Annotated in this window: 18 protein-coding genes and 1 riboswitch; of the genes, 8 read left to right on the top strand and 10 right to left on the bottom strand. The window is 59.1% G+C overall.

Annotated features, from left to right (window positions below):
- The first annotated feature begins 28 nt into the window (after positions 1-28).
- Entirely contained in the window at positions 29-967 is a 939-nt protein-coding gene (locus tag K3767_RS05165; RefSeq protein ID WP_221172503.1) for a DnaJ C-terminal domain-containing protein, read from the top strand.
- Here K3767_RS05165 and K3767_RS05160 read toward each other — a convergent pair.
- From K3767_RS05160 to K3767_RS05120, 9 genes are all read right to left on the bottom strand, one after another.
- Positions 964-2,169 carry a type II secretion system F family protein gene (locus K3767_RS05160; protein ID WP_221172502.1) on the bottom strand — a complete coding sequence of 402 codons (1,206 nt, stop codon included), beginning with the start codon at positions 2,167-2,169 and terminating at the stop codon, positions 964-966. The two genes, K3767_RS05165 and K3767_RS05160, sit on opposite strands and share 4 nt — an antisense overlap.
- 3 nt (positions 2,170-2,172) lie before the next feature.
- Positions 2,173-3,648 (bottom strand): IMP dehydrogenase, encoded by a 1,476-nt coding sequence (gene guaB, locus K3767_RS05155; RefSeq protein WP_221172501.1) that lies wholly within the window; start codon positions 3,646-3,648, stop codon positions 2,173-2,175.
- A 36-nt stretch (positions 3,649-3,684) separates the two neighbouring features.
- A complete protein-coding gene (locus K3767_RS05150; RefSeq protein WP_221172500.1) occupies positions 3,685-4,851 on the bottom strand; it encodes an HU family DNA-binding protein in 1,167 nt (388 codons plus the stop codon).
- On the bottom strand, positions 4,848-5,723 hold the full coding sequence (sppA, locus tag K3767_RS05145; protein WP_221172499.1) for a signal peptide peptidase SppA: 876 nt from the start codon (positions 5,721-5,723) through the stop codon (positions 4,848-4,850). The genes K3767_RS05150 and sppA overlap by 4 nt, the downstream gene beginning before the upstream one ends.
- Positions 5,724-5,746: 23 nt before the next feature.
- Positions 5,747-7,429 (bottom strand): 30S ribosomal protein S1, encoded by a 1,683-nt coding sequence (locus K3767_RS05140; protein ID WP_221172498.1) that lies wholly within the window; start codon positions 7,427-7,429, stop codon positions 5,747-5,749.
- A gap of 77 nt (positions 7,430-7,506) precedes the next feature.
- The gene (cmk, locus tag K3767_RS05135) at positions 7,507-8,187 is read right to left on the bottom strand and encodes a (d)CMP kinase (RefSeq protein ID WP_221172497.1); all 681 of its coding nucleotides are present in this window, start codon (positions 8,185-8,187) and stop codon (positions 7,507-7,509) included.
- Positions 8,184-9,266, bottom strand: a complete 1,083-nt coding sequence (hisC, locus tag K3767_RS05130; RefSeq protein WP_221172496.1) for a histidinol-phosphate transaminase — start codon at positions 9,264-9,266, stop codon at positions 8,184-8,186. The genes cmk and hisC overlap by 4 nt, the downstream gene beginning before the upstream one ends.
- Before the next feature lie 4 nt (positions 9,267-9,270).
- The gene (locus K3767_RS05125) at positions 9,271-10,440 is read right to left on the bottom strand and encodes a SufD family Fe-S cluster assembly protein (protein ID WP_221172495.1); all 1,170 of its coding nucleotides are present in this window, start codon (positions 10,438-10,440) and stop codon (positions 9,271-9,273) included.
- The gene (locus K3767_RS05120) at positions 10,416-11,168 is read right to left on the bottom strand and encodes an ABC transporter ATP-binding protein (RefSeq protein WP_221172494.1); all 753 of its coding nucleotides are present in this window, start codon (positions 11,166-11,168) and stop codon (positions 10,416-10,418) included. Before K3767_RS05120 ends, K3767_RS05125 begins: the two co-directional genes overlap by 25 nt.
- A 123-nt stretch (positions 11,169-11,291) precedes the next feature.
- Between K3767_RS05120 and alr the strand changes: the two genes are divergently transcribed.
- The 5 genes from alr (at position 11,292) to K3767_RS05095 (ending at position 14,532) form a co-directional block, all read left to right on the top strand.
- Positions 11,292-12,443 (top strand): alanine racemase, encoded by a 1,152-nt coding sequence (gene alr / locus K3767_RS05115; RefSeq protein ID WP_221173112.1) that lies wholly within the window; start codon positions 11,292-11,294, stop codon positions 12,441-12,443.
- Positions 12,436-12,699 (top strand): Sec-independent protein translocase protein TatB, encoded by a 264-nt coding sequence (gene tatB, locus K3767_RS05110; RefSeq protein WP_221172493.1) that lies wholly within the window; start codon positions 12,436-12,438, stop codon positions 12,697-12,699. Before alr ends, tatB begins: the two co-directional genes overlap by 8 nt.
- Positions 12,659-13,384, top strand: a complete 726-nt coding sequence (gene tatC / locus K3767_RS05105; RefSeq protein ID WP_221172492.1) for a twin-arginine translocase subunit TatC — start codon at positions 12,659-12,661, stop codon at positions 13,382-13,384. Before tatB ends, tatC begins: the two co-directional genes overlap by 41 nt.
- A 132-nt stretch (positions 13,385-13,516) precedes the next feature.
- A complete protein-coding gene (locus K3767_RS05100; RefSeq protein ID WP_221172491.1) occupies positions 13,517-13,918 on the top strand; it encodes a cytochrome c3 family protein in 402 nt (133 codons plus the stop codon).
- Positions 13,919-14,058: 140 nt separating this feature from the next.
- Positions 14,059-14,532, top strand: a complete 474-nt coding sequence (locus K3767_RS05095) for a MerR family transcriptional regulator (RefSeq protein ID WP_221172490.1) — start codon at positions 14,059-14,061, stop codon at positions 14,530-14,532.
- Here K3767_RS05095 and secG read toward each other — a convergent pair.
- Positions 14,492-14,821: a preprotein translocase subunit SecG gene (gene secG / locus K3767_RS05090; protein WP_221172489.1), complete on the bottom strand. Its 330-nt coding sequence runs from the start codon at positions 14,819-14,821 to the stop codon at positions 14,492-14,494. The genes K3767_RS05095 and secG overlap by 41 nt on opposite strands.
- Positions 14,822-14,926: 105 nt before the next feature.
- A riboswitch (cobalamin riboswitch) is annotated at positions 14,927-15,245 on the top strand.
- A 132-nt stretch (positions 15,246-15,377) separates the two neighbouring features.
- Between secG and K3767_RS05085 the strand changes: the two genes are divergently transcribed.
- Together K3767_RS05085 and K3767_RS05080 are read left to right on the top strand one after the other, a co-directional pair.
- The gene (locus K3767_RS05085) at positions 15,378-17,294 is read left to right on the top strand and encodes a TonB-dependent siderophore receptor (RefSeq protein ID WP_221172488.1); all 1,917 of its coding nucleotides are present in this window, start codon (positions 15,378-15,380) and stop codon (positions 17,292-17,294) included.
- Positions 17,295-17,487: 193 nt separating this feature from the next.
- Positions 17,488-20,955: a cobaltochelatase subunit CobN gene (locus tag K3767_RS05080; RefSeq protein ID WP_221172487.1), complete on the top strand. Its 3,468-nt coding sequence runs from the start codon at positions 17,488-17,490 to the stop codon at positions 20,953-20,955.

Below are 20,955 nucleotides of genomic sequence, written 5' to 3'. Positions count from 1 at the left end.
TGGGGCCCGTCGGGTTTACCTTTAAGCCATGCCCAAGGATTACTACAAGATTCTGGGAGTTCCCCGAGACGCCTCTCAGGAGGAAATTAAGAAGGCCTATCGTCGTCTGGCCCTCAAGTACCACCCGGATCGGAACAAAGGAAACAAGGAAGCCGAGGAAAAGTTCAAGGAGATAAACGAGGCCTACGCGGTGCTTTCCGATCCGGAAAAGCGCCGCCAGTACGACATGTTCGGTTCCGCGGAATTCGAACGCCGTTACACCCAGGAAGACATATTCCGGGGATTCAATTTTGAAAATCTCTTTCGCGACCTGGGTATAGATTTCGATTTGGGGAGGTTTTTCCGCTTCAGCGAGGGAGGGCGTGCCAGAGGGTTTACCGTGGATCTTTCGGGCCTCTTCAGCCATCTCTTCGGAACGGAATCCGGACCCTTTCGGGAGGAATTTCATTCCCCCGAGCCGGAAATGGTTCTGGAGCTTCCCGTAAGCCTGGAGGAGGCTCTTCACGGGACGGAAAAGGTCATAGTGGTGGCGCCGCTGGGCCGTCCGGAAAAAGTAAAAGTAAGGATCCCGCCCGGGGTGAGGGACGGACAGAAACTGCGTCTTTCCGCCAAAGGGCCTCTGGGGCCGGATGGACGGCGCCGGGATCTCTTTCTGAAAATTAAAATAGAACCCCATCCGGAGTTTGAATGTCAGGGAAAGGATCTCTTCACCACCAGAAGGATCCCCCTTTCCACCTTTTATCTGGGAGGGGAGACCGAGGTTACCACTCCTTCAGGAAAAAGGGTGAAGGTCCGTATTCCTCCGGGGACCTCTCCGGGGACCAAACTCAGGCTTCGAGGGCTGGGACTTCCGGACCAGAACGGACACGCCGGCGACCTTTATGTAAAGCTTGAACCCCTGGTCCCCAAACGGCTTACCCGAAAACAGCGTGAACTCCTTGAGGCTCTTAGGGAAACCGGCCTTTAACCCCCCACCACGCTGGCCAGCTTGAAGATGGGAAGGTAGAGAGAAACGATAATGCTTCCGATAATTCCCCCCAAAAACACGATCAAAACGGGTTCTATGAGGGTGGAGAGGGTATCCACGGTGCGATCCACCTCGTCCTCATAAAAGTCGGCCACCTTGTCAAGCATCTGTTCCAGGGTTCCGGTGGATTCTCCCACGGAAACCATCTGAGTGACCATGTGAGGAAAGTAGCCGCTCACCGCCATGGGCTCGGCGATGGACTGCCCCTCCGAGACGCTGAGGCGCACCTCCTCCACCACCCTTTCGATGACCAGGTTACCGGAGACCCGACCGGCAATCTGCAATCCCTGAAGAAGAGGTACGCCGCTGGCAATGAGACTGCTCAGGGTTCGGGAAAATCGGGCTATAGCCGACTTGTGCAGCAGCTCTCCCAGCACCGGGAGTCGCAGAAGGAGCTTGTCCAATTTATAGCGTCCGCCTTCAGTACGATAATACCAGCGGATTAAAAAAATTACGCCCACGAATCCCAGAACCAGAAAGGGAAAAAATCTCTTGGTGATGTTACTTGCCGCGATGACTATCTGGGTGGGAAGGGGGAGGGCCTGACCGGCCTCCTGAAACATTTGCGCAAACTTGGGAATCACGAAGACCATGATTATGGAAAGCACCACGATGGTAACGAATACTATTACCGCCGGATACATCATGGCGTGTTTTATCTTGGACTTGAGGGCCAGGATCTTTTCCTGATAGGTGGCCAGTCTTTTTAGAATTTCGTCGAGATTACCCCCGGCCTCTCCGGCGCTGACCATCTGACAGTAAAGCTCATCGAAGACCCCGGGAAATTCGCGAAGAGAATCGGTGAAACTGCTTCCCTCTTCTACGGAGGTCTTGATCTTGCGGATTACCTCCTGAAAGTAAGGATTTTTCTGCTGGCTGGCCAGGGCCTCCAGGGCCTGAACGAGAGGAAGTCCTGACTCGAGCATGGTGGCCAGCTGACGGGTAAAGATGGCCAGTTCCTTCCCCCCCACCTTTTTGCGCTGGAATCGGGAAAGAAAGGTCTGCTTGCGTTCGGTGATCTTAACCGGGATGATCTGGAGTCTTCGCAGCCGGGCTTCAACCAGCCTCGCATCCGGGGCCTCCATCTCTCCCCGGCGCACCTCACCGGAAAGGGTCTTGCCCACCCACTGATATACGGGCATGTCTCATCTCCCCAGCCAGTAATTAGGGGCTTCCTTCACAATGGTTACATCGTGTACATGGCTCTCCCGGAGCCCGGCCATGGTAATCTTCACGAAGCGGGCCTTTTTCCGCAATTCCTCAATGGTGCGGCAGCCACAGTATCCCATGCCGGAGCGAAGACCTCCCACCAGCTGGAAGATCATGTTGGAGACCGGACCCCGATAGGGTACCCGCCCCTCAATACCCTCCGGGACGAACTTGGAGGGTTCCCCCTGAGTCTGACCGTAGCGTTCCCGGGCCGCCTGACCGCTCATCATTGCCCCCAGAGACCCCATTCCGCGATAGACCTTGTAGGTGCGCCCCTCGTAAAGAATGGTCTCACCCGGAGCCTCCTCGGTCCCGGCGAGAAGGGAACCGATCATAACGGCGTGGGCCCCGGCTCCGATGGCCTTGGCGATGTCCCCGGAAAACTTTATCCCCCCGTCGGCGATAACCGGAACGCCGTACTTATCCGCCACCCGCGCACAGTTGAAGATGGCGGTGATCTGAGGCACCCCTACTCCGGCCACTATCCGGGTGGTGCAGATGGAACCCGGCCCCACCCCTACCTTGATTCCGTCGGCCCCGGCCTTGATCAGGGCCTCGGCCCCCTCAGCCGTGGCCACATTCCCGGCGATGACCTGGGCCTCGGGAAAGTGGGCCTTGATTTCCCTTACCGTCTCGATCACATTCCTGGAGTGACCGTGGGCCACATCCACCACGATCACATCACACCCCGCTCGGAGGAGGGCCTCCACATGCGCCAGACGATCGGGACCCACGCCCACCGCCGCCCCCACCCGCAAACGGCCCCATTCGTCCTTACAGGCGTTGGGATACTTCCGGATCTTCTCGATGTCCTTGATGGTAATCAGCCCCTTGAGACAGAAGTCCTCGTCCACGATGAGCAGTTTCTCTATGCGACGCTCGTGAAGAATCCGCTTGGCCTCCTCCAGGGTGACCCCGGGAGGAGCGGTAACGAGGTTCTCCCGGGTCATTACCTCCTTCACCGGGCGCTCCAGGGCGGTCTCAAACCGGAGGTCCCGGTTGGTCACTATCCCCAGGAGCTTCTTCCTGGGACCCTCCACCACCGGAATGCCGGAAATCTTGTACTCCTCCATCAGGCGAAGAACTTCCTTTATGGGAGTATCCGGCCCCACGGTGACGGGATCGAGAATCATGCCGCTTTCGGACTTCTTCACCCTCTCCACCTGCCGACACTGTTCCTCCACGCTCATGTTGCGATGGATGACTCCCAGGCCCCCTTCCCGGGCCATGCTGATGGCCATACGGGCCTCGGTAACCGTATCCATGGCCGCGGAAAGGATGGGAATGTTGAGCTTTATCTTGGGAGTAATGTAAGTGGAAACATCCACATCTTTAGGAAGGACCTCCGAGTAAGCCGGAACCAACAAAAGATCGTCAAAGGTATAAGCCTCTTCCACCGGAAAGGTTAACATAAAATCCCCCTCCTTCCTTCTTATACGGAATTTTGATTAAAAAGACAAGAGGAGGCCCTCCAGGAGCCCCCACTCGCTGATCACCAGTTCACTGATTCCCGCCTTTCGTAAAAGTTCCTGAAAGATAAGAAGACCGGGAAGGGCAATGTCCTCGCGCCCCGGCTCCATACCCCGCAGGCGCCTTATCCTCGAAAGGGGTAATCCCCGGAGATGCTCGGTAATGGTTTCGATCCGGGAAAGAGAGACACGGTGGCCGTGAATCCTTTCCGGAAGATAGGTGGTAAGGCGGAGGTCGAGAGCGGCGAGCAGACTGGCACTCCCCCCGCAACCTACCAGTAAAGAAACCTCTTCAGGGATTTCCAGCTCGGAAAGGATTCGGGCTACATGCCCCCTGATCCCACGGAATTCCTGAGGAGTCAAGGGATAGGCCCTAATAAACCCCTCTTTCAGTCGGACGGCTCCCAGGGGAATACTCACCTCCCAGATCTTCCGGCCCTCCTTTACCAGCGAGAGCTCCGTGCTTCCTCCTCCCACATCGGCCAAGAGAAACGGACCGTCCGGGGAAAGACCCGCCTGCACCCCTTTCAGAACCAGCTCGGATTCCCTCTCCGGAGAAATCACCTCGATATGAAATCCCAGTTTGCGGGAGGCCTCCATAAATTCTCCGGCGTTGGCGGCTTCCCGGAACACCGCCGTTCCCACCGCCTTTATCTCCGACACCCCGAGGTCGTAGAGATAATTTCTAAACTCCTTAAGGGCCGCAAGGCCCCTCTCCAGGGCAGGAGGAGAGATAATTCCTTTCTCCAGCCCCTCCCCCAGCCGCACATTTACCCTGCGCCTCTCAATGACCCGCAATCCATCCGCTTCGAGTTTACCCAGAGCCAGTCTGAAGGTCTGGGTCCCGAGATCCAGAACCGCCCTCGGAGGAGTGTTCACCCTCTCGAAGAGATCCTTGCCCACCTTAAACACCAGACGCCGATTTCCACGAAGGTAATAGGTCTCTTTATTTTGGGGATTTACGAAAACCCTTTCCTTTCCGTGATGCACCTCAAACCTTCCGAAACCCCGAATCTCTATCCGCTCTCCTCTCACCAGCGCACGGGTCATTTCCTCGAAAAAGGCCTCTACGAGCCCTTCAAGATCGCGTTTTCTAAGTTCGGGAAAGTGGGCCAGTAATCGGCAGATCAGATCCTTCCTCTTCATGCTCCGGCCATCCAGAGATAAAGAGGACTGGTCAAAAGATTCTCCAGGGAAAGCCTTTCCCGTCCCTCGAAAAACATCCTCCACCAGGGCTTCTTTCGACGCCCGTAGACCAGACGGGGACGCCCTTTAATGTGGGCGAGTCTTGCGGCCTCCTCCACCGCCTCGGCAAAATTGCCCAGCTCGTCCACCAGCCCGAGCTCCCGGGCCTTCTCCCCGGTAAAGATCCTGCCGTCGGCGATCTCTCGAACCCTGTCCAGCTTTAAACCGCGACTTTCCGCCACCGCCCGCATGAATTGCCGATGAATCTCGGAAAGGGCCCCCTCCAGGATCTTTCTCTCTTCAGCGTTCGGAGAACGGTAATATGAGAGGATATCCTTGAAACGACCGCTTTTGAGAACCACCGGCTCCACGCCGATCTTCTGAAGGAGTTTTTTCAGGTTGGGGACCTGCAGGATCACCCCGATGCTTCCGGTAATGGTTCCCGGAGAGGCCACGATCCTGGTCCCCCCCAGGGCTACATAATAGGCCCCGGAAGCCGCCACCGAGCCCATGGAAACCACCACCGGCTTTCGGGCCGCCACCCGGCGGAGTTCCTCGTAAAGTTCCTGAGAGGCTCCCACTGTGCCCCCCGGGCTATCAATTCGAACCACAACAGCCTTGATCTCCCTCTGGTACAAAAAGTCCTCAAGGATGCGAATCTTTTCGTCAGCCTCGGTGATGATCCCTTTGATCTCCACCACCCCTATGGCCTCTCGAAAAGAGGCCCCGTGAGACCTGAGCCCTACCAGAAAAGAGACAAGAAAACCCACCAGGAGGAGGAAAAGAAAGACCCCTCCCAGAAAGGCCAGACCGTATAGGACCCCCTTCTTCATGAAAGGATTTCGAGCTTCGAAATTTATTTACCGGCTGCTTCCTTGAGGAGGGCCCCCAGAGTCACCCCGGTTCCCTTGCGGCCCTCTGAGGCCGCCTCCAGATACTGCTGCCGTTCCAGCTCTTCCTGGTAACGCCTTATGGAAAGGGCCATGCGCTTCTTCTCCGGCTCGAGCCGGATGACCTTGGCCTTTACCTCCTGGCCCACCTCAAAGAGCCCCACCGGACTCTTGACCCTCTCCGGACCTATTTCGGAAACATGAACCAGCCCCTCAAGACCCTCCTCAACCTCCACGAAGACACCGAAATCGGTAACCTTGGAAACCCTTCCGGTCACCGTGGATCCCACGGGGTATTTTTGAGGGGCGGTCTCCCAGGGATTGGGGGTGAGCTGCTTGATCCCCAGATTGAGACGCTCCTTTTCCGGATCAATCTTGAGCACCACCGCCCGCACCACCTCACCTTCCCTGAACTTCTCCGAGGGATGCCCCAGCTTGCCCCAGGAAAGATCCGAGATGTGGATGAACCCGTCGATCTCCTCGGTGACTTCCACGAAGATGCCGAAGTCCGTAACGGTCTTGATGGGGGCCTCGATCACCGTGCCCGGGGGCATGTTCTGGGCCAGCACCTCCCAGGGATTAGGCTCCACGCGGCGCAGACTCAGGGATAGCCTCCTGTTTTCCGGATCCACCTTGAGAACCACGGCCTCCACCTGGTCCCCCACGGAAACGATCTCCCGGGGATGTCTTATACGCTTGGTCCAGGAAAGTTCGGAAATGTGAATGAGCCCTTCCACTCCGGGCTCCACCTCCACGAAGGCCCCGAAGGAAGTGAGGGACACCACCCGCCCCTTCACCCGATCGCCCTCGCGGTACTTCTCCCCCACGCTCTCCCAGGGATCCGGAGTGAGTTGCTTTACTCCGAGCTTGATCTTCTCCTTTTCCGGATCTAAGGAAAGAACCTTCACCCGGATGCGATCTCCCTCCTTAAGAAGGTCTCCCGGATGCTTCACCTTGCTCCAGGAAAGATCGGAAATGTGCAGGAAACCCTCCACTCCGCCCAGATCCACGAATACGCCGTAGTCCAGAATGCGGGTGACCATGCCTTCCCGCACCTGACCCTCCTCCAGGCTCTCAAAGAGGGCCTTTTTCCGGGCCTCGCGTTCCTTCTGAAGGACATTTTTCCGGGAAACCACCACATTTTTTCTCTTTCGGGAGGCCGAGATCACCTCTACCCTAACGGAGCTTCCCACGATTTCGTTGGGATCCGAGGGGCGTTCCAGGTAGGCGTGGGAAAAGGGCAGAAAGGCCCGCACGCCCTCGATTTCCACGGCAAAGCCCCCCTTGATCGGTTCCACCACATAGGCCTCGAGAGGCTCGCCGTCCTTCTGGGCCTTGAGGATCTTTTCCCAGGCGCGGTTTTCCATGAGTTTCGCAAAGGAAAGCCGTACCAGACCGTCCTCCCCGCGCACCCTTTCCACCAGGGCCTCTATGCGATCCCCCTCCTTTACCCGCAGCGATCCGTCGGGCCGGCGAAACTCCTCGGTGGGGATGAGCCCCTCCGACTTGTAGCCGATGTCCACGAAAGTCCAGTCCGGATTAATGGTGATGACGGTTCCTTCTATGATGGACCCCCGCCGCAGGAACTGGGGTTCGGCTTCGGATTTCAATAATTCTTCGAAGTTTTCCGTATCCTGCACCTCTACCATCTCGGCCTCCCTAAAAGATTAAAAAGGGTTGATGGTGTGCTTATACCAGAGATAGGGGAAGCCTTCAAGGGCACCCCTTACTCAATGTACGCAAGCACCCTCCGAAGAACCTCCTCCGGAGAAAGTTCCGAGGTGTCTATGACCACCGCCCCTTCGGGAATACTGAGGGGGGCTTCCCTTCGGGAGGAATCTTTATGGTCCCTGGCCTTGATCCCTTCGAGCACCTCTTTTTCGGAGACCTCAAGGCCTTTGGCCTTCCACTCCAGGTAACGACGGCGGGCTCGCACCTCGGGAGAGGCCGTAAGATAAAACTTATACCTGGCCTCCGGGAACACCACCGAACCCATGTCCCGCCCTTCGGCCACGGCGTCTCTTTCGCGAACCAGACCCCTCAGGATCTCGTTGACCAGTCTGCGCACCGCACCGAGAGCCGCCACCTCCGAAACCCGGGCCTCGGTTTCCGGAGCCCGCAATTCCTCCGAAAGGCGCCTCCCCCGGAAGTAGATTCGAAGCCCCTCCTCCCCCAGTTCGCACCGGAGATCCGGAAGAATCCCCCGGAGAAAGTTCGCCACCGCGGTCTCCTCCGGAGATTCGAGCAACCGGGGAGCCTCCCTGAGCAAAATCCAGGTGAAGGCCCGGTAAAGGCTCCCGGATTCGAGAAGCCCCCAGCCCAGACGACGGGCCAGCATCCTGGCCACCGTGGTCTTACCGCTTCCGGCCGGGCCGTCTATGGTGATGACCGTCCCTCCCCCGCTCACAGAACCTCCGCAAGCGCCTCTATCAGGGCCCGATTCTCCTCGGGAAGCCCCACCGAGATCCGCAGGGCCTCGGGAAAACCGTAAGCCTCCATGGAACGCACGATCACCCCTCTGCGCAGGAGGGCCTCGTAAAGAGGACGCGCCGGACGCCCGCATTCCACGAAGAGGAAGTTGGCCTGGGATGGAAGAGGCTTGAGGCCGAGCCGTTCCAGCTCGGCGGAGAGATAATCCAGGCCCTCCCAGGTCAGTTCCTGCGTGCGCCGCAGGTGTTCCTCGTCGGAAAGGGCGGCGAGGGCCGCCACCTGGGCCAGCAGGTTCACATTGAAGGGCTGGCGCAACGCGTTGAGCACCCGGGCCAGCTCCTCGGGCATGAGACCGTAGCCGATACGCAGCCCGGCCAGCCCGTAAGCCTTGGAAAAGGTCCGGAGGACCACCACCGGAAAGCCCCTTTTCAGAAATTCCACCCCGCGGGCCGCAGAGGGCTCCCGGACGAACTCCCCGTAGGCCTCGTCGAGGACCACCACCACCTCCCCGGGGACCCCGCGCAGGAAGGATTCGAATTCCTCCCCGGAAAATACCGAACCGGTGGGGTTGTGAGGATGATCCAGGAAGACGATCCTGGTTCGGGGGCTTACGGCCGAAAGTATCCCTTCCAGGTCGTGGCGATAGCCCTTCAGGGGAACCTTTTTCAGGGAAGCTCCGGCCGCGGCCCCGAACTTTTCGTACATGAGAAAGGAAGGCTCGCTCATCAGGATCTCGTCCCCGGGGGACACCAGAGCCTTCACCAGAAGATCAATCACCTCGTTGGAACCGTTTCCCAACACCACATTTTCCGGTCTGAGTCCGTAACGACGCGCCAGGGCCTCGGAAAGAGTCCGGTTGGCGGCCTCGGGATAGCGATGCAATCGGGTAAGACTTTCCCTTACGGCCTCAAGGGCCCGGGGGGAAGGCCCTAGGGGGTTCTCGTTGGAGGCCAGTTTGTAAATGGGCCCTTTGAGGCCGAGCTCCCTTCTTACCTCCTCCAGGGACTTTCCCGGAGGATAAGGCGAAAGCCCGGCCAGCCAGGGTTTGATCCGCATGGGCTTATAGCCCCTCACGGGCCAGGGCCACGGCCCGATCTATCCGTTTCTGAAGCTCCTCGGGAAGCCCTTCGATCCGCACATTGAGGAACCCCTGGACGATAAGCGAGGTGGCCTCTTCCTCGGAAAGTCCCCGGGCCATGAGGTACTCGATCTCCTCCTGGGCGATCTTGCCCACGGCCGCCTCGTGGGACATGTCCACATTGGCGTAGTAGGCGTCGAGCTGAGGGATGGCCTTGATGGCTCCCTCGTCCGAGAGCATAAGCCCCTGGCACTCGAGGTGGGCCTTAATTTCCGGGGCCTTGCCGATGAGGTGCCCCCGGGCTACGGACTCCCCACCGGTGGAAACGCTGCGGGAGATGATTTCCGCCCGGGTTCCTGGGGCCTCAAGGGACACCCGGGCCCCCAGATCGAGGATACTCCCCTCCGGAGCCACCACCACCGAGCCGAAGACGGCCCGGGCCCCGGGCCCCACCAGCCGACACACCGGAAAGCTCTGCACCGTGGCCACCCGGTGAAGGGTCACATAGGTGGAGATGTAGGTCCCCCCTTCCTCCACGATAATCCCGGTGCGAGGCCGCACATGGAGTTCCTCCCCCCACTGATGAATCATGGTGAAGGTGAGTTTTCCGTTGCGCTTCACATAGAACTCCGAAACCCCGATGTGAAATCCGGAACGCACCCCCGGATGGGTGGTGCAGGAGGTGATCAGGTTGAGTTCGGCGCCCTCCTCCACGATGATGAGGTTGTGGACCTTCTGGACCACCTCCGGGGTGCGGATGTAAAGACAGGTGGTCACCGGGTAGACCAGACGATACCCCGGAAGCACCCGTATGAAGTATCCGTCGTCCAGATCCTCGGCCGTGGCCCGGGTGTAGTCGTCCTTGTCCGCGGGGACCGCCTTCCACCAGTACTCCTCGATCCAGTCGTACTTTTTGAGGGCCTCGGTGACCGGAAGAAGCTCAAGCCCCTCCGGCAGTTTACGGCACTGAATCACGCGGGCATCGGTTTGCAGGAATTCCCCCTCCTTGGGGGCTTCGGGGTCGAACCCCGCCTCCTTCAGGCGCTGCCACTCTTCGGGGCTCAACTCCTCCGGAGACCGCGGTGTTTCGGCCTCCTTCGCCGGCCTGAAGTCCTCCACCCGGGGTTCTATTCTTCTATTCTTCTCAGACATGACACGCACTCCTCGTAGCCGTGTTTTTGAATCCCCTCAAAGATCTCCTGGGGGTTGCCCCTGCAGTAAATGCGGCCGTCCATCATCACATATCCCAGGTCCGCCGGTACATACTGCAGGATGAACCCGGTGTGGGTGATGACCAGACCGCTTCGGGTGCGGGGACGATGGGAGTCCTTCTGGAGGAGCTTCCGGATCATGCGCCCGATGACCTGTAGATTCTCCACATCCACCCCGGACTCCGGCTCGTCGATCAGGGAGAGATCCGGACTCTGTATGAGAAGCTGCAAAAGCTCGCTCTTTTTGAGTTCCCCCCCGGAAAAACCGCGGTTCACATCCCGATCCAGAAAACTCTCGAACCCGAACTCCCGGGCCAGCTCCTCGATCCTGATTCCGTTGTCCCTGGCGCAGAGTTTGAGCATCTCCCGGAGCTTTACCCCGCGAATGGTGGGCGGGCGCTGAAACATGATGCCTATGCCCCGCTTGGCCCGCTCGTAAGGGGGGAGGTGGGTGATGTCCTCTCCCTTGAAAATGATCTTTCCGTGCTTGACCCGATAGGCCGGAAAACCCATGATGGTCATGAGCAGCGTGGTCTTCCCGGAACCGTTTCGACCAAACAGGGCGTGAGTCTCCCCCTTGGGAATGGTGAGACTCACCCCCTTCAAAACCTCCTTGCCCTCCACCTCCACCCAGAGATCCCTTACCTCCAGCAAAGCCTCCTTACCCATACACCCTCTCCTTTAGTTGAGTATCTCTATCCAAAAATATGAATATTCTTCTTCCCTGTCAAGGAGGATATTCAAAGATATATTCCCTTAAGATTTTTGCCAAGAACCGGGCTTTGAGGTTAAATCAGAACTGAACCCGAACCGGGGGAGGTTTCCATTCGCTGGTCGCGCTGGCTGGAAATAGATCTGGCCGCCCTACGGGCCAATCTACGGGCCCTTAAGGCCCTCCTTCCCGAAGAGACGGCCGTTCTCGCGGTCATAAAGAGCGAGGCCTACGGACACGGGCTCCTCGAGGTGGCCCGGGTCCTTTCCCAGGAGGGGGTGTACGGATTCGGGCTCTCCGAACCCGAGGAGGCCCTGCGCCTTCGGCGCGCCGGGCTGGCCCTTCCTCTCTTTCTCCTTTCGGGGTTCGAGCCGGATTGGTTACCCGAGATACTTCGGCTCCGGATCATCCCGGCCCTGGCCTCTCTACACATGATCGAGGCCGCGGCGGAGTTTTCCAGGCGCAAGGGAATAGCCCTGGAGGTTCACCTCAAGATGGATACCGGGATGCACCGACTGGGGCTCACCCCGGAGGAACTTCCCGCGGCCCTGAATCTCCTTCGCGAAAATCCGCAACTCCGGGTCTCGGGGTTGATGACGCATCTGGCCTGCGCCGAAAAACCCGAAGACCCCCTAACCCGGGAACAGCTCCGCCTTTTCCATCAATTGAAAAACGCACTCTCCCGGGAATTCCCCTCCCTCCGTTTTTTCCACGCGGCCAACTCCGCGGGGATCATATTCCTGCGCGGAGCCGGAGGCAATCTGGTTCGCCCCGGAATAAGCCTTTACGGAGGATATCCCTCCTTTCGAGCCCGGGCCCGTGTTAAACTTAGACCGGTCATGACCTTAAAGGCGCGTATCCTGGAGGTCAAAAACATCAGGGCCGGAGAAGCGGTGGGCTATGGTCCCCTTTATCGAGCCCGGGAGCCCCGCCGGATAGCCATCGTGCCGGTGGGCTACGACGACGGATATCCCCGCGGTCTTAGCAACCGGGGGTTCGCCTGGTTGCGGGGCCGAAGGGTCCCGGTGGTGGGGGCGGTGTCCATGCGCTCTTTAACCCTGGATGTCACCGAAGTGGAGGGTGAGGTCAAACCGGGAGAGGAGGTCATCCTCCTGGGCGGTGCGGAGGAAAGGGTCCCGGTGGACGAACTGGCCGAGCTTGCCGGAACCATCAGTTATGAAATATTCTGTGCCCTGGGAAGACGACTGGTGAGGATCTATCGGGATGTTTAACATCGGATTCCCCGAACTGGTGGTTATATTCATCGTGGCCCTGGTAGTGGTGGGGCCGGAAAAACTTCCGGAAATGGGGCGGGCCGTGGCCCGACTGGTGGTGGAATTCCGCAGGGCCACCGAGGAATTGAAAAAGGAACTCGCCCTTGACGAAATCGAAGAAGCCCGCGACGAGATAACCTCTCTAGGAGAGGATCTAAAGGAGCCCCTGGAAAATGTTTCCTCACCGTCGGGAACTTCCCAGACTTCCTCTTGAAGTCCATCTCGCCGAACTGCGCAAAAGGCTCATTTTTTGCCTGGCCGTACTGTTTTTCTTCTGGTGTCTCCTTTTCTATCTCTTTCCCCGGTTGACCCCCCTGCTCTTCTGGCCCTACACCCGCGCCATGGGCGAGGCCCACCTAAAACTGGTCTTCACCACCCTTCCCGAGGCCATCATGGCCGCCCTCAAGACCACCTTCTTCCTCGCCCTCGCCCTCACCCTCCCCGTGATCAGTTATCACGCCTGGGCCTACCTCTCCCCCGGACTTTATCCGGAAGAAAGACGCCTCGGAAGACGGGTGCTCCTCCTCTCCTTTTTCCTCGTAGTCCTGGGAATATCTCTCGGTTACTTCGTGTGGTTGCCGGTTCTCCTGAAATTCCTCCTGGGCTTCGGCTTCAGCCACTTTGAGGCCAACCTGCGCCTCCAGAATTACTTGGCCTTTCTGGGCAAAACCGTACTCGTCTCCGCACTGGTGGCCGAAATTCCCCTGGCCATCGCCTTTTTAACCCGAATTAACCTTATCTCCCGAAAGATCCTGGCCCGGAAAAGATGGTACATCCTCGGGGGGATCTACCTCCTGGCTCTTTTCCTCGTCCCCGGAGATTTTCTCTCCCAGGTGCTCATCTTTATGAGCTTTTACCTTCTGATGGAACTGGGCTTTATTTTGGCCAAAATCATTTGAAAAAATTAGATTCGTCCGTATTTCCGGCGATAAAAATGGCAGAAGTTCTCTCAATGGTCTTTTTAAGTTTTTGACCTTTGAAAGTTACGGGAGTATATATGTTTAAAAAATTTTTAACAAAGGAGGAGGGTTATGCGTAAATGGTTAGCCATGTTGGGAGCTATGGGTTTAATCTTGGGGGTGTATGGAGTAGGGATCGGTAGTTGTGACAAGGGGCCCGAGGTTATCAAACTTCCGGCTCCCAGGATGATGCACTCCACTGTGGTCTTCCCTCATCGCAAACACCAGGAAATTCTCAAGGGTAACTGCGGAGAGTGTCATCACAGCCGCACGGCGGACTGGAAGCAGGTTCCCTACAAGCCGGGTATGAAGATCCAGGAGTGCAAGGTGTGTCACAACAAGCAGCACCCCAATCCGAAATTGCGCTCGGTAAAAAATGCCATGCACATCAACTGTAGGGGCTGCCACAAGGCCATGAAGAAAAAAGGAGAGAAGACCGGTCCGGTAGGGTGCAGGGGTTGTCACAAGAAATAGTTCGCCTTCCGGTCTCATAGCTTTTGAGAAAGGGGGGGTTCTTCCCCCCTTTCTAATGTGGTAGAAATTCTTCCCCCTTGTCCCCTCAGTGAAAGGTGGTAATTTAGGTAAAAAGGACGGTACTTTTTCGGGAGGTTTTTATGTCTGCGAGGCTGAAAAAGGTAATCCCCGAAAAAGATGAACCTTTATTTCCTATAGGTGTGGCCGCCAAGATCCTGGGGGTGAATCCTCGAACCCTTAAAATTTACGAACAGGAGGGGCTGGTAAAGCCCATAAAAAAAGGAAACAAACGATATTTTTCTTACAATGATATAGAGTGGCTCAAGTGTCTGCGCTCTTTTATTCACGAAGAGGGTATCAGCATCCCGGGGATCAAAAAGCTTTTAGAGTTTACTCCCTGCTGGGAAATTAAGAACTGTCCCGAAGAGGTGCGTCAGGAATGTACCGCCTACCGGGATCGATCTAAACCCTGCTGGCAATTGGTCAATTCGGCATGCAAAAAGATGCAACAATGCGAAAAATGTGAAATTTATCTGAGAGATAAAAACTACCTCCTCCAAAAGGAAAAAGAGCTCATTGAGAACGAGGAGGCACCGGAAGGGGAGGAGGGGTAGGTAGGGATTTTTCCTTCTGGGGATGCACAGCCACCGGGGCCCTTTCCATGAGGGAAGCTTTTCTTTTCTGAACGGAAAGGTAGGTGAGAAGGAGGGAGTTAGCGAAAAACAGTATGGCCAATAAAGCGGTAACCTTGTTGAGAAAGGTGCCCGGTCCGGCTCCTCCGAAGATGGCCTGACTGCCGGTGAACACTGCCCCCACCTCCGAACCTTTGCCTACATTGACGAGAACGATAGCCACCAGAAATATGGCCAGAATTGCCTGCACCACCACCAAAACTGTAAACATTTACCGCTCCTCCCTGCGAACTTGCCGATTTAATTACTCCTTTTTCAAGGCTTTTTCAAGTACTCCCCGGAACGGTCTTGACACTGTTTAGAAAACTGGTAGCACATTATTTAACGGTCTCCGGGTGCCCCGGGCCTTGGGGGTTCGGGGTTAAACGGGAAGCCGGTGGAAATCCGGCGCTGGCCCGCAACCGTGACCGGGGACGAAAGCCGCTGGGAGGCCGGTTAACCGGTCTCCCCGCCCGGGCGCTCGAGGGGCGAAGGCCCCGAGGGTTTCCGGGTGGGCCGCCGGAGGGCAAGCCTTCGGTGGCGACAGGCCACTGGGTGGGCCACGGGCCCGGGAGGGGTCCGTAGGTCGCCCGGGAAGGCGCGGCGAGTAGGACGATCCGGAAGCCGGGAGACCGGCCCGGAGGCCGAGGAAGGGAGCGGAGCTTCGAGGCTAACTGCTCCGTTCCCGAGCGGGAAGGTGGTCTCCGGAGTCTCTCCCGGACCACTGCCTCCTCGGGAACCCCTCGAAGCTCCCTCCTTCGAAAAATTTTTGCGAAGGAGGGAGGCGTATGCGAAAGGTTTGTGTTTTCCTATCGGTACTCCTGGTGTGCAGCCTGGGGCCGGTCTTCAAATCCCGGGCGGAAACCCCCGACCGAACCGGCGAGGTGGTGGTCACCGCCACCCGGGTGGAGACCGACATCCGGCACCTTCCGGACTCGGTAACCGTAATCACCGGGGAAGAGATCGATCGCCGGGAGGTGCAGGGACTGTACCAGGCCCTGGAGAGCTACCCCTCGATCACCATCAAACACAACGGCTGGCTGGGGCAGTGGGGGTATCTGCGTCTGAGAGGTGGAAAGAATCAGGACACCGTGGTTCTCTTCGACGGGGTACGCCTTTACGATCCTTCTTATACGGCCAACGATTTCGGGGATCTCTGGTCCTGGTTCGATGCGGAAAATCTTAAACGCATCGAGATCGTCCGGGGCCCTCAGAGCGCCCTTTACGGTTCCAACGCCATGAGCGGAGCCGTCAATCTCATTCCCCGAAAGGGAGGAGGGCCGCTTGAGGTCCGGATGAAGGCCGGCTACGGGCGATACGAAACCTGGCGGGGCTCGGGATACATAAAGGGCTCGGCCGGGCCGGTGGGCTACTTCCTGGGACTGTCCGGGGTGAACACCGACGGACTCTACCGGGACGACGAATTCCGTCAGAGCACCGTGGATCTCAACCTGAACACTCAGCCGTTCGAGACAAGGGGAGGCTTTCCGGGGACTCTCAGGCTGGATTACACCATGCGATACTCTTACGGGTATCTGAATTATCAGCAGTGGGACTGGACGAGCTTCAGGGCCTATAACGACCCCCACGCCGAGCGCCGGGAGCAGATCCAGATCCATCACCTAACCCTCTCCGGAAAACCCTTCCCCTGGTGGAAAAGCCGCCTCACCGTGGGTTATCACCTGACCCGCCGGGATTACCTGGATCGGGACGACGGCATTCTGGGATACCGGCCCGATGGCTCCCCGGTGACGGACAGCTACTTCGACGGTTTCTATCGCGGTCGGGTCTATCCGGTAGTCTTTCAGAACGACTTTTATCTGCGGGAATGGGGCATTCTCACCGCCGGCGTGGAATATTACCGGGAAAAGGCGGACTTTTACAGCGCCACCGCCTGGGGAACCAAGGACTACGACGACGAGGTGTCCACCACCTCCTACTTCGCCAATCTATTTCTGAATCTTTTCGAGGATCGCCTGGCCGTGGATCTCGGAGCCCGGATCGACGACCACGAGGAGTTCGGCACGCACTTCACCTATAAGCTGGGGGTGGCCTACTTTCTCACCGATACCCTGAAGCTCAGGGCCACCCTGGCCACCGGTTTCCGGGCCCCCTCGCTCTTCAATCTTTACGACCCCCGCTACGGTAATCCCGACCTTGATCCGGAGAGGAGTACCGGAGGAGATGTGGGCCTGGAACAGGAACTCTGGAACGGTAAACTGCGCTGGTCCGTAACCTGGTTCAACACCCACTACAAGGAGCGGATAAGCTTCAACTACAGCACCTGGCGTTACTATAATTCAGGCGGCGGGGTGGCCACCGGACTGGAGACGGAGGTGGAGGTCCGTCCCTACCGATGGCTCTCCCTTTCGATAAACTACACCTATACCGAGGGTCAGGAGGACGATTTCGAAAATCTGGCCCTGGTACCTCATCATCAGGTAGGAGCCCGCGCCACGGTGCAATGGCAGAGGTGGAACCTAAACCTCTATTACAAGTATGTGGGCAGGCGCACCGCCTACGATCACCGGCACATCATTCCCGATTACAGTCGCGTGGATCTTACGGGAAGTTACGCCCTGAACGGGAACACCAGAATCTTCCTGCGCGCCGAGAACCTCTTCGATGTGGATTACGAATGGGCTGCGGGGTATCGGGCTCCCGGTCTTGCTCTGTTCGGTGGAATAAAGGTTAGGATCTTTTAGGACCGTGGGCAATACCTCCTCCCCCACCAAGCACCACACCTTCCTCTCCCCGGGGCGGGGGGCCTACTCGCCCTCGCCCCGGGGGTTTACTTTAGAATTTCCTGGGAAGACCGGCCTGTTTCAACACCGCGTTAGCGGTGTGGCGAGGTACTAAAATGGGTTTCTCCATCCAATTCCCTCCGGGAAGGTTTCTATGATTCTCTATTATACCGCAACCGGAACGGAACTGGGGGCGCTGGAGGAGGCCGTTCGGGACCTGCGAAGGGGAGGGCTCACCGTACCCCTCCGGGCCCTCTTTCGCGAGACCCTTCCGTCCGAAGGGGAGCTGGCCTCCCTGGCCCGCCGGGCCCGGGCCCTGGTGCTCGTCCCGCACGGCGGCGAGGAGAGCCTCCCCGGGCTCTCCACCATCCTCGCGGCCTTTTCCGGAGAGATCGTCCATGTGCAGCCGGTCTCCGGAAGCCCGGCGGACCTCTCCCTGGCGGAAAGATACGCACGCCCCCGGGGAAAGCTATTGAAAAGAAGGCAAGAATACCTTTCCCGCGGCGGCGTCGAAAACTTGAAGGGCTTCCTCCTTGCCCTTCTCGCCGAACTGGGGGAAGCGGTGCCCTCGCCCCCTCCCCCGAAGGAAATCCCCTCCGAGGGAATCTGGCATCCGGAGGGAGGGTTCTTTCCCGACCCTGAGGCCTATCTTTCCTGGCTCCGGAAACGCCCCTCGGGGCCCAGTCCCCTCGTGGGTATCTGGTTTTACCAGGGTTACTTCGTAAACGGGGATCTCGCTCCGGTGAAGGCCCTCGTCGAAGAACTTGAAAGCCGTGGACTTTGGGCCCTGCCGGTGTTCCACCGGCGTTTCGTGGCCGAGGGCGAGGGCCTCCCTCCGAATCGGGTGGCGGAGGGATTCTTCCGGAAAGGGGGAAGGACCGTCGTTTCGGTTCTCGTAAACCTTCAGCCCTTTTCCCACCGGCTGCTCTGGCCGGAGACCGGGGATCTTTATCCCTCCCTGGGGGTGCCGGTGGTGCACGGGGTGATAAGCTTTTCCGATCCGGATCACTGGCGACGCTCTCCGGCGGGGCTTTCCCCGCTCGAGGTCTCGGTCAGCGTGGCTCAGCCGGAATTCGACGGGGTGATCGTTTCCCGGGTGGTGGCCGGGAGGCGACTATCCGAGCCCTCGGAGGTCCTGGGGGTTCCCGTCCCCCGGCTCGTTCCCGTGGAGGAGGGGATCAGGGCGGTGGTGGAGGAGGCCGCGGCCTGGGTGCGTCTTGCGGAAACCCCCCCGGGAAGCCGCCGGATTGCCATCGTCCTCCATCACTATCCTCCGCGGGAGGATCGAATGGGCTGCGCCTTCGGGCTGGACAGTTTCGCCTCGGTGGTGCGTCTTCTGGAGATCCTGGCCCGGAAGGGCTATCGGGTGGAAAGGTCTTACTCCTCGGGGGAGGAACTGGCTCAGGCGTTTCGTCGTCTCCAGATCTACGACGCCAGGTATCTTTCCCCGGGGGAAATGTGGCAGCGGGCCCTGGTGCGATGGCCGGTTGAGGCCTTTCGCCCTTACTTCCGGCGATTTCCCCGGCAGCTTCGGCGTCGGCTCGAGGAGGCCTGGGGACCCTTTCCCGGCACCTTTCTCGTTCAGCAGGGGGCCTTCCTCTTCTCCGGTCTTCGCAACGGGAACATCCTCCTTACCCTGCAGCCTCCACGGGGCAAGATCGAGCGGCTCTCCGCCGGGGCCGTGCACGACCCGGCCCTTCCTCCGCCCTATCACTATCTGGCCTTCTACACCTGGCTTCGCGAGGAATTTCGAGCGCACGCGGTAATCCATGTGGGCAAACACGGGACCCTCGAGTGGCTTCCCGGGAAGGCGGTGGGGCTTTCGGAGGAGTGCTTCCCCGCCGCGGCCCTGGGGCCGCTTCCCAACCTCTATCCCTACATCGTGAACAATCCCGGCGAGGGAACCCAGGCCAAACGGCGCAGCCACGCGGTGATCGTGTCGCACCTCCCGCCTGCGAGACAGAAGGCCGGACTCCACGGGCCTCTGGAGAGGCTTTCCGAACTCCTTGCCGAATACCGGGAGAGCGCGGCGGAAAACCCCGCCCTTGCGGACTCCATCCTGAAGAAGATCCTCGAACTCTCCCGGAAGGAGGATCTCTTTTCCGAAGTCGGACTTTCCCCGGAGGAAGTCTCCCGGGATGCGGGAGGATTCCTGCGCCGGCTTCACGAATACCTTGAGGAGGTGGCCGAAACCTATGTGAATCGTGGACTTCATGTGCTGGGGGTCCCCCCTGAGGGAGAGGCCCTTTCGGAGACCGTCTCCGCCATAAGGCGCCACACCGATCTGTCCGAGTCCCGGCTGAAGGAGCTTCTTTCCCGGGCCACCGAGGAGGTGGAGGCGCTGCTGTCCGGTCTTTCCGGGGGGTTCGTCCCGCCGGGGGCCTCCGGGGCCATCACCCGCGGAGCGGTGGAGGCCCTCCCCACCGGGCGCAACTTCCACAGCGTGGATCCGCACAGGATCCCCACCCGCACCGCCTTCGAACGGGGAGTGCGCCAGGCCGAGGCCCTGATGGAAAGACACCGGCGGGATCACGGGCGTCCCCTCCGCACCCTGGCCATGGTGCTCTGGGGGTCTCCCACCATGCGCACCCGGGGTGAGGACTTCGCCTGCGCTCTGTGGCTTCTCGGAGTGCGTCCCGGGTGGCGCGAGGACGGACGGGTGAAGGGCCTCGAGGTGGTACCCCTTTCCGAGCTCGGTCGCCCCCGGGTGGATGTAACCCTTACCGTGAGCGGTTTCTTCCGGGATGCCTTTCGCAACCTCATGGAACTCTTCGACCGCGCCGTGGCCGAAGTGGCCGCCCTCCCCGAACCCCCGGAGATGAATCCGCTGGCGGAAAACTTCCGGCGCGATCTGGAACGACTGCTCACGGAGGGGCTTCCCCGGGACGAAGCCCGGCTCAAGGCCCGGTTCCGGGTCTTCTCCGAGGCCCCGGGCACCTACGGAAACGGGGTGGAAACGCTGCTTGACGCCGGGGCCTGGCAAAGCCGGGGAGATCTGGGACGAATGTACCTTTCCTCCATGGCCTACGCTTACGGAGAGGGAGCTTACGGGGAAAAGGCCGTGGAGTCCCTTCGTGCGGTGCTTTCCCGCACCGAGGCCACTTACAAAAACGAGGATACCCGGGAGGTGGACATCCTCTCCTGCGACTGTTTCAACGCTTACCACGGGGGTCTTAACGCCGCGGTGGAGGCCGTGCGGGGAACGGCCCCGGTCTCCTACTCCGCCTCCGGCGAGGATCCCGAAAAGCCCCGGGTGCGCACCACCGCCGAGGAGATGCGCTTCCTTTTCAGGATAAAGGTGCTGAATCCGCGCTGGATAGAGGCCCTGAAGACCCACGGGTTCAAGGGAGCCGGCGACCTTTCCCGCACGGTGGACCTCGTCTTCCACTGGGACGCCACCAGCGGGGTGGTCTCGGACCGCATGTGGCGAGACCTGGCCGAAACTTACGCCTTCGACGCTTCCATGCAGGAATTCTTCCGGCGGCACAACCCCGCGGCCCTTCTCAACATCGCCGAAAGACTCCTTGAGGCCATCCGTCGCGGACTCTGGGAAAACCCCGATCCCGAGATCAGGAGTAAACTGGAAGACCTCTACCTATCCCTGGAGGCGGAGGTGGAGTAA

The sequence above is a fragment of the Thermosulfurimonas sp. F29 genome (genome assembly GCF_019688735.1).
In the GTDB taxonomy this organism is placed as follows: Bacteria; Desulfobacterota; Thermodesulfobacteria; order Thermodesulfobacteriales; family Thermodesulfobacteriaceae; genus Thermosulfurimonas_A.
The sequence above is the reverse complement of the archived record's forward strand: the minus strand, read 5'-3'. Positions and strand labels throughout refer to the sequence as shown.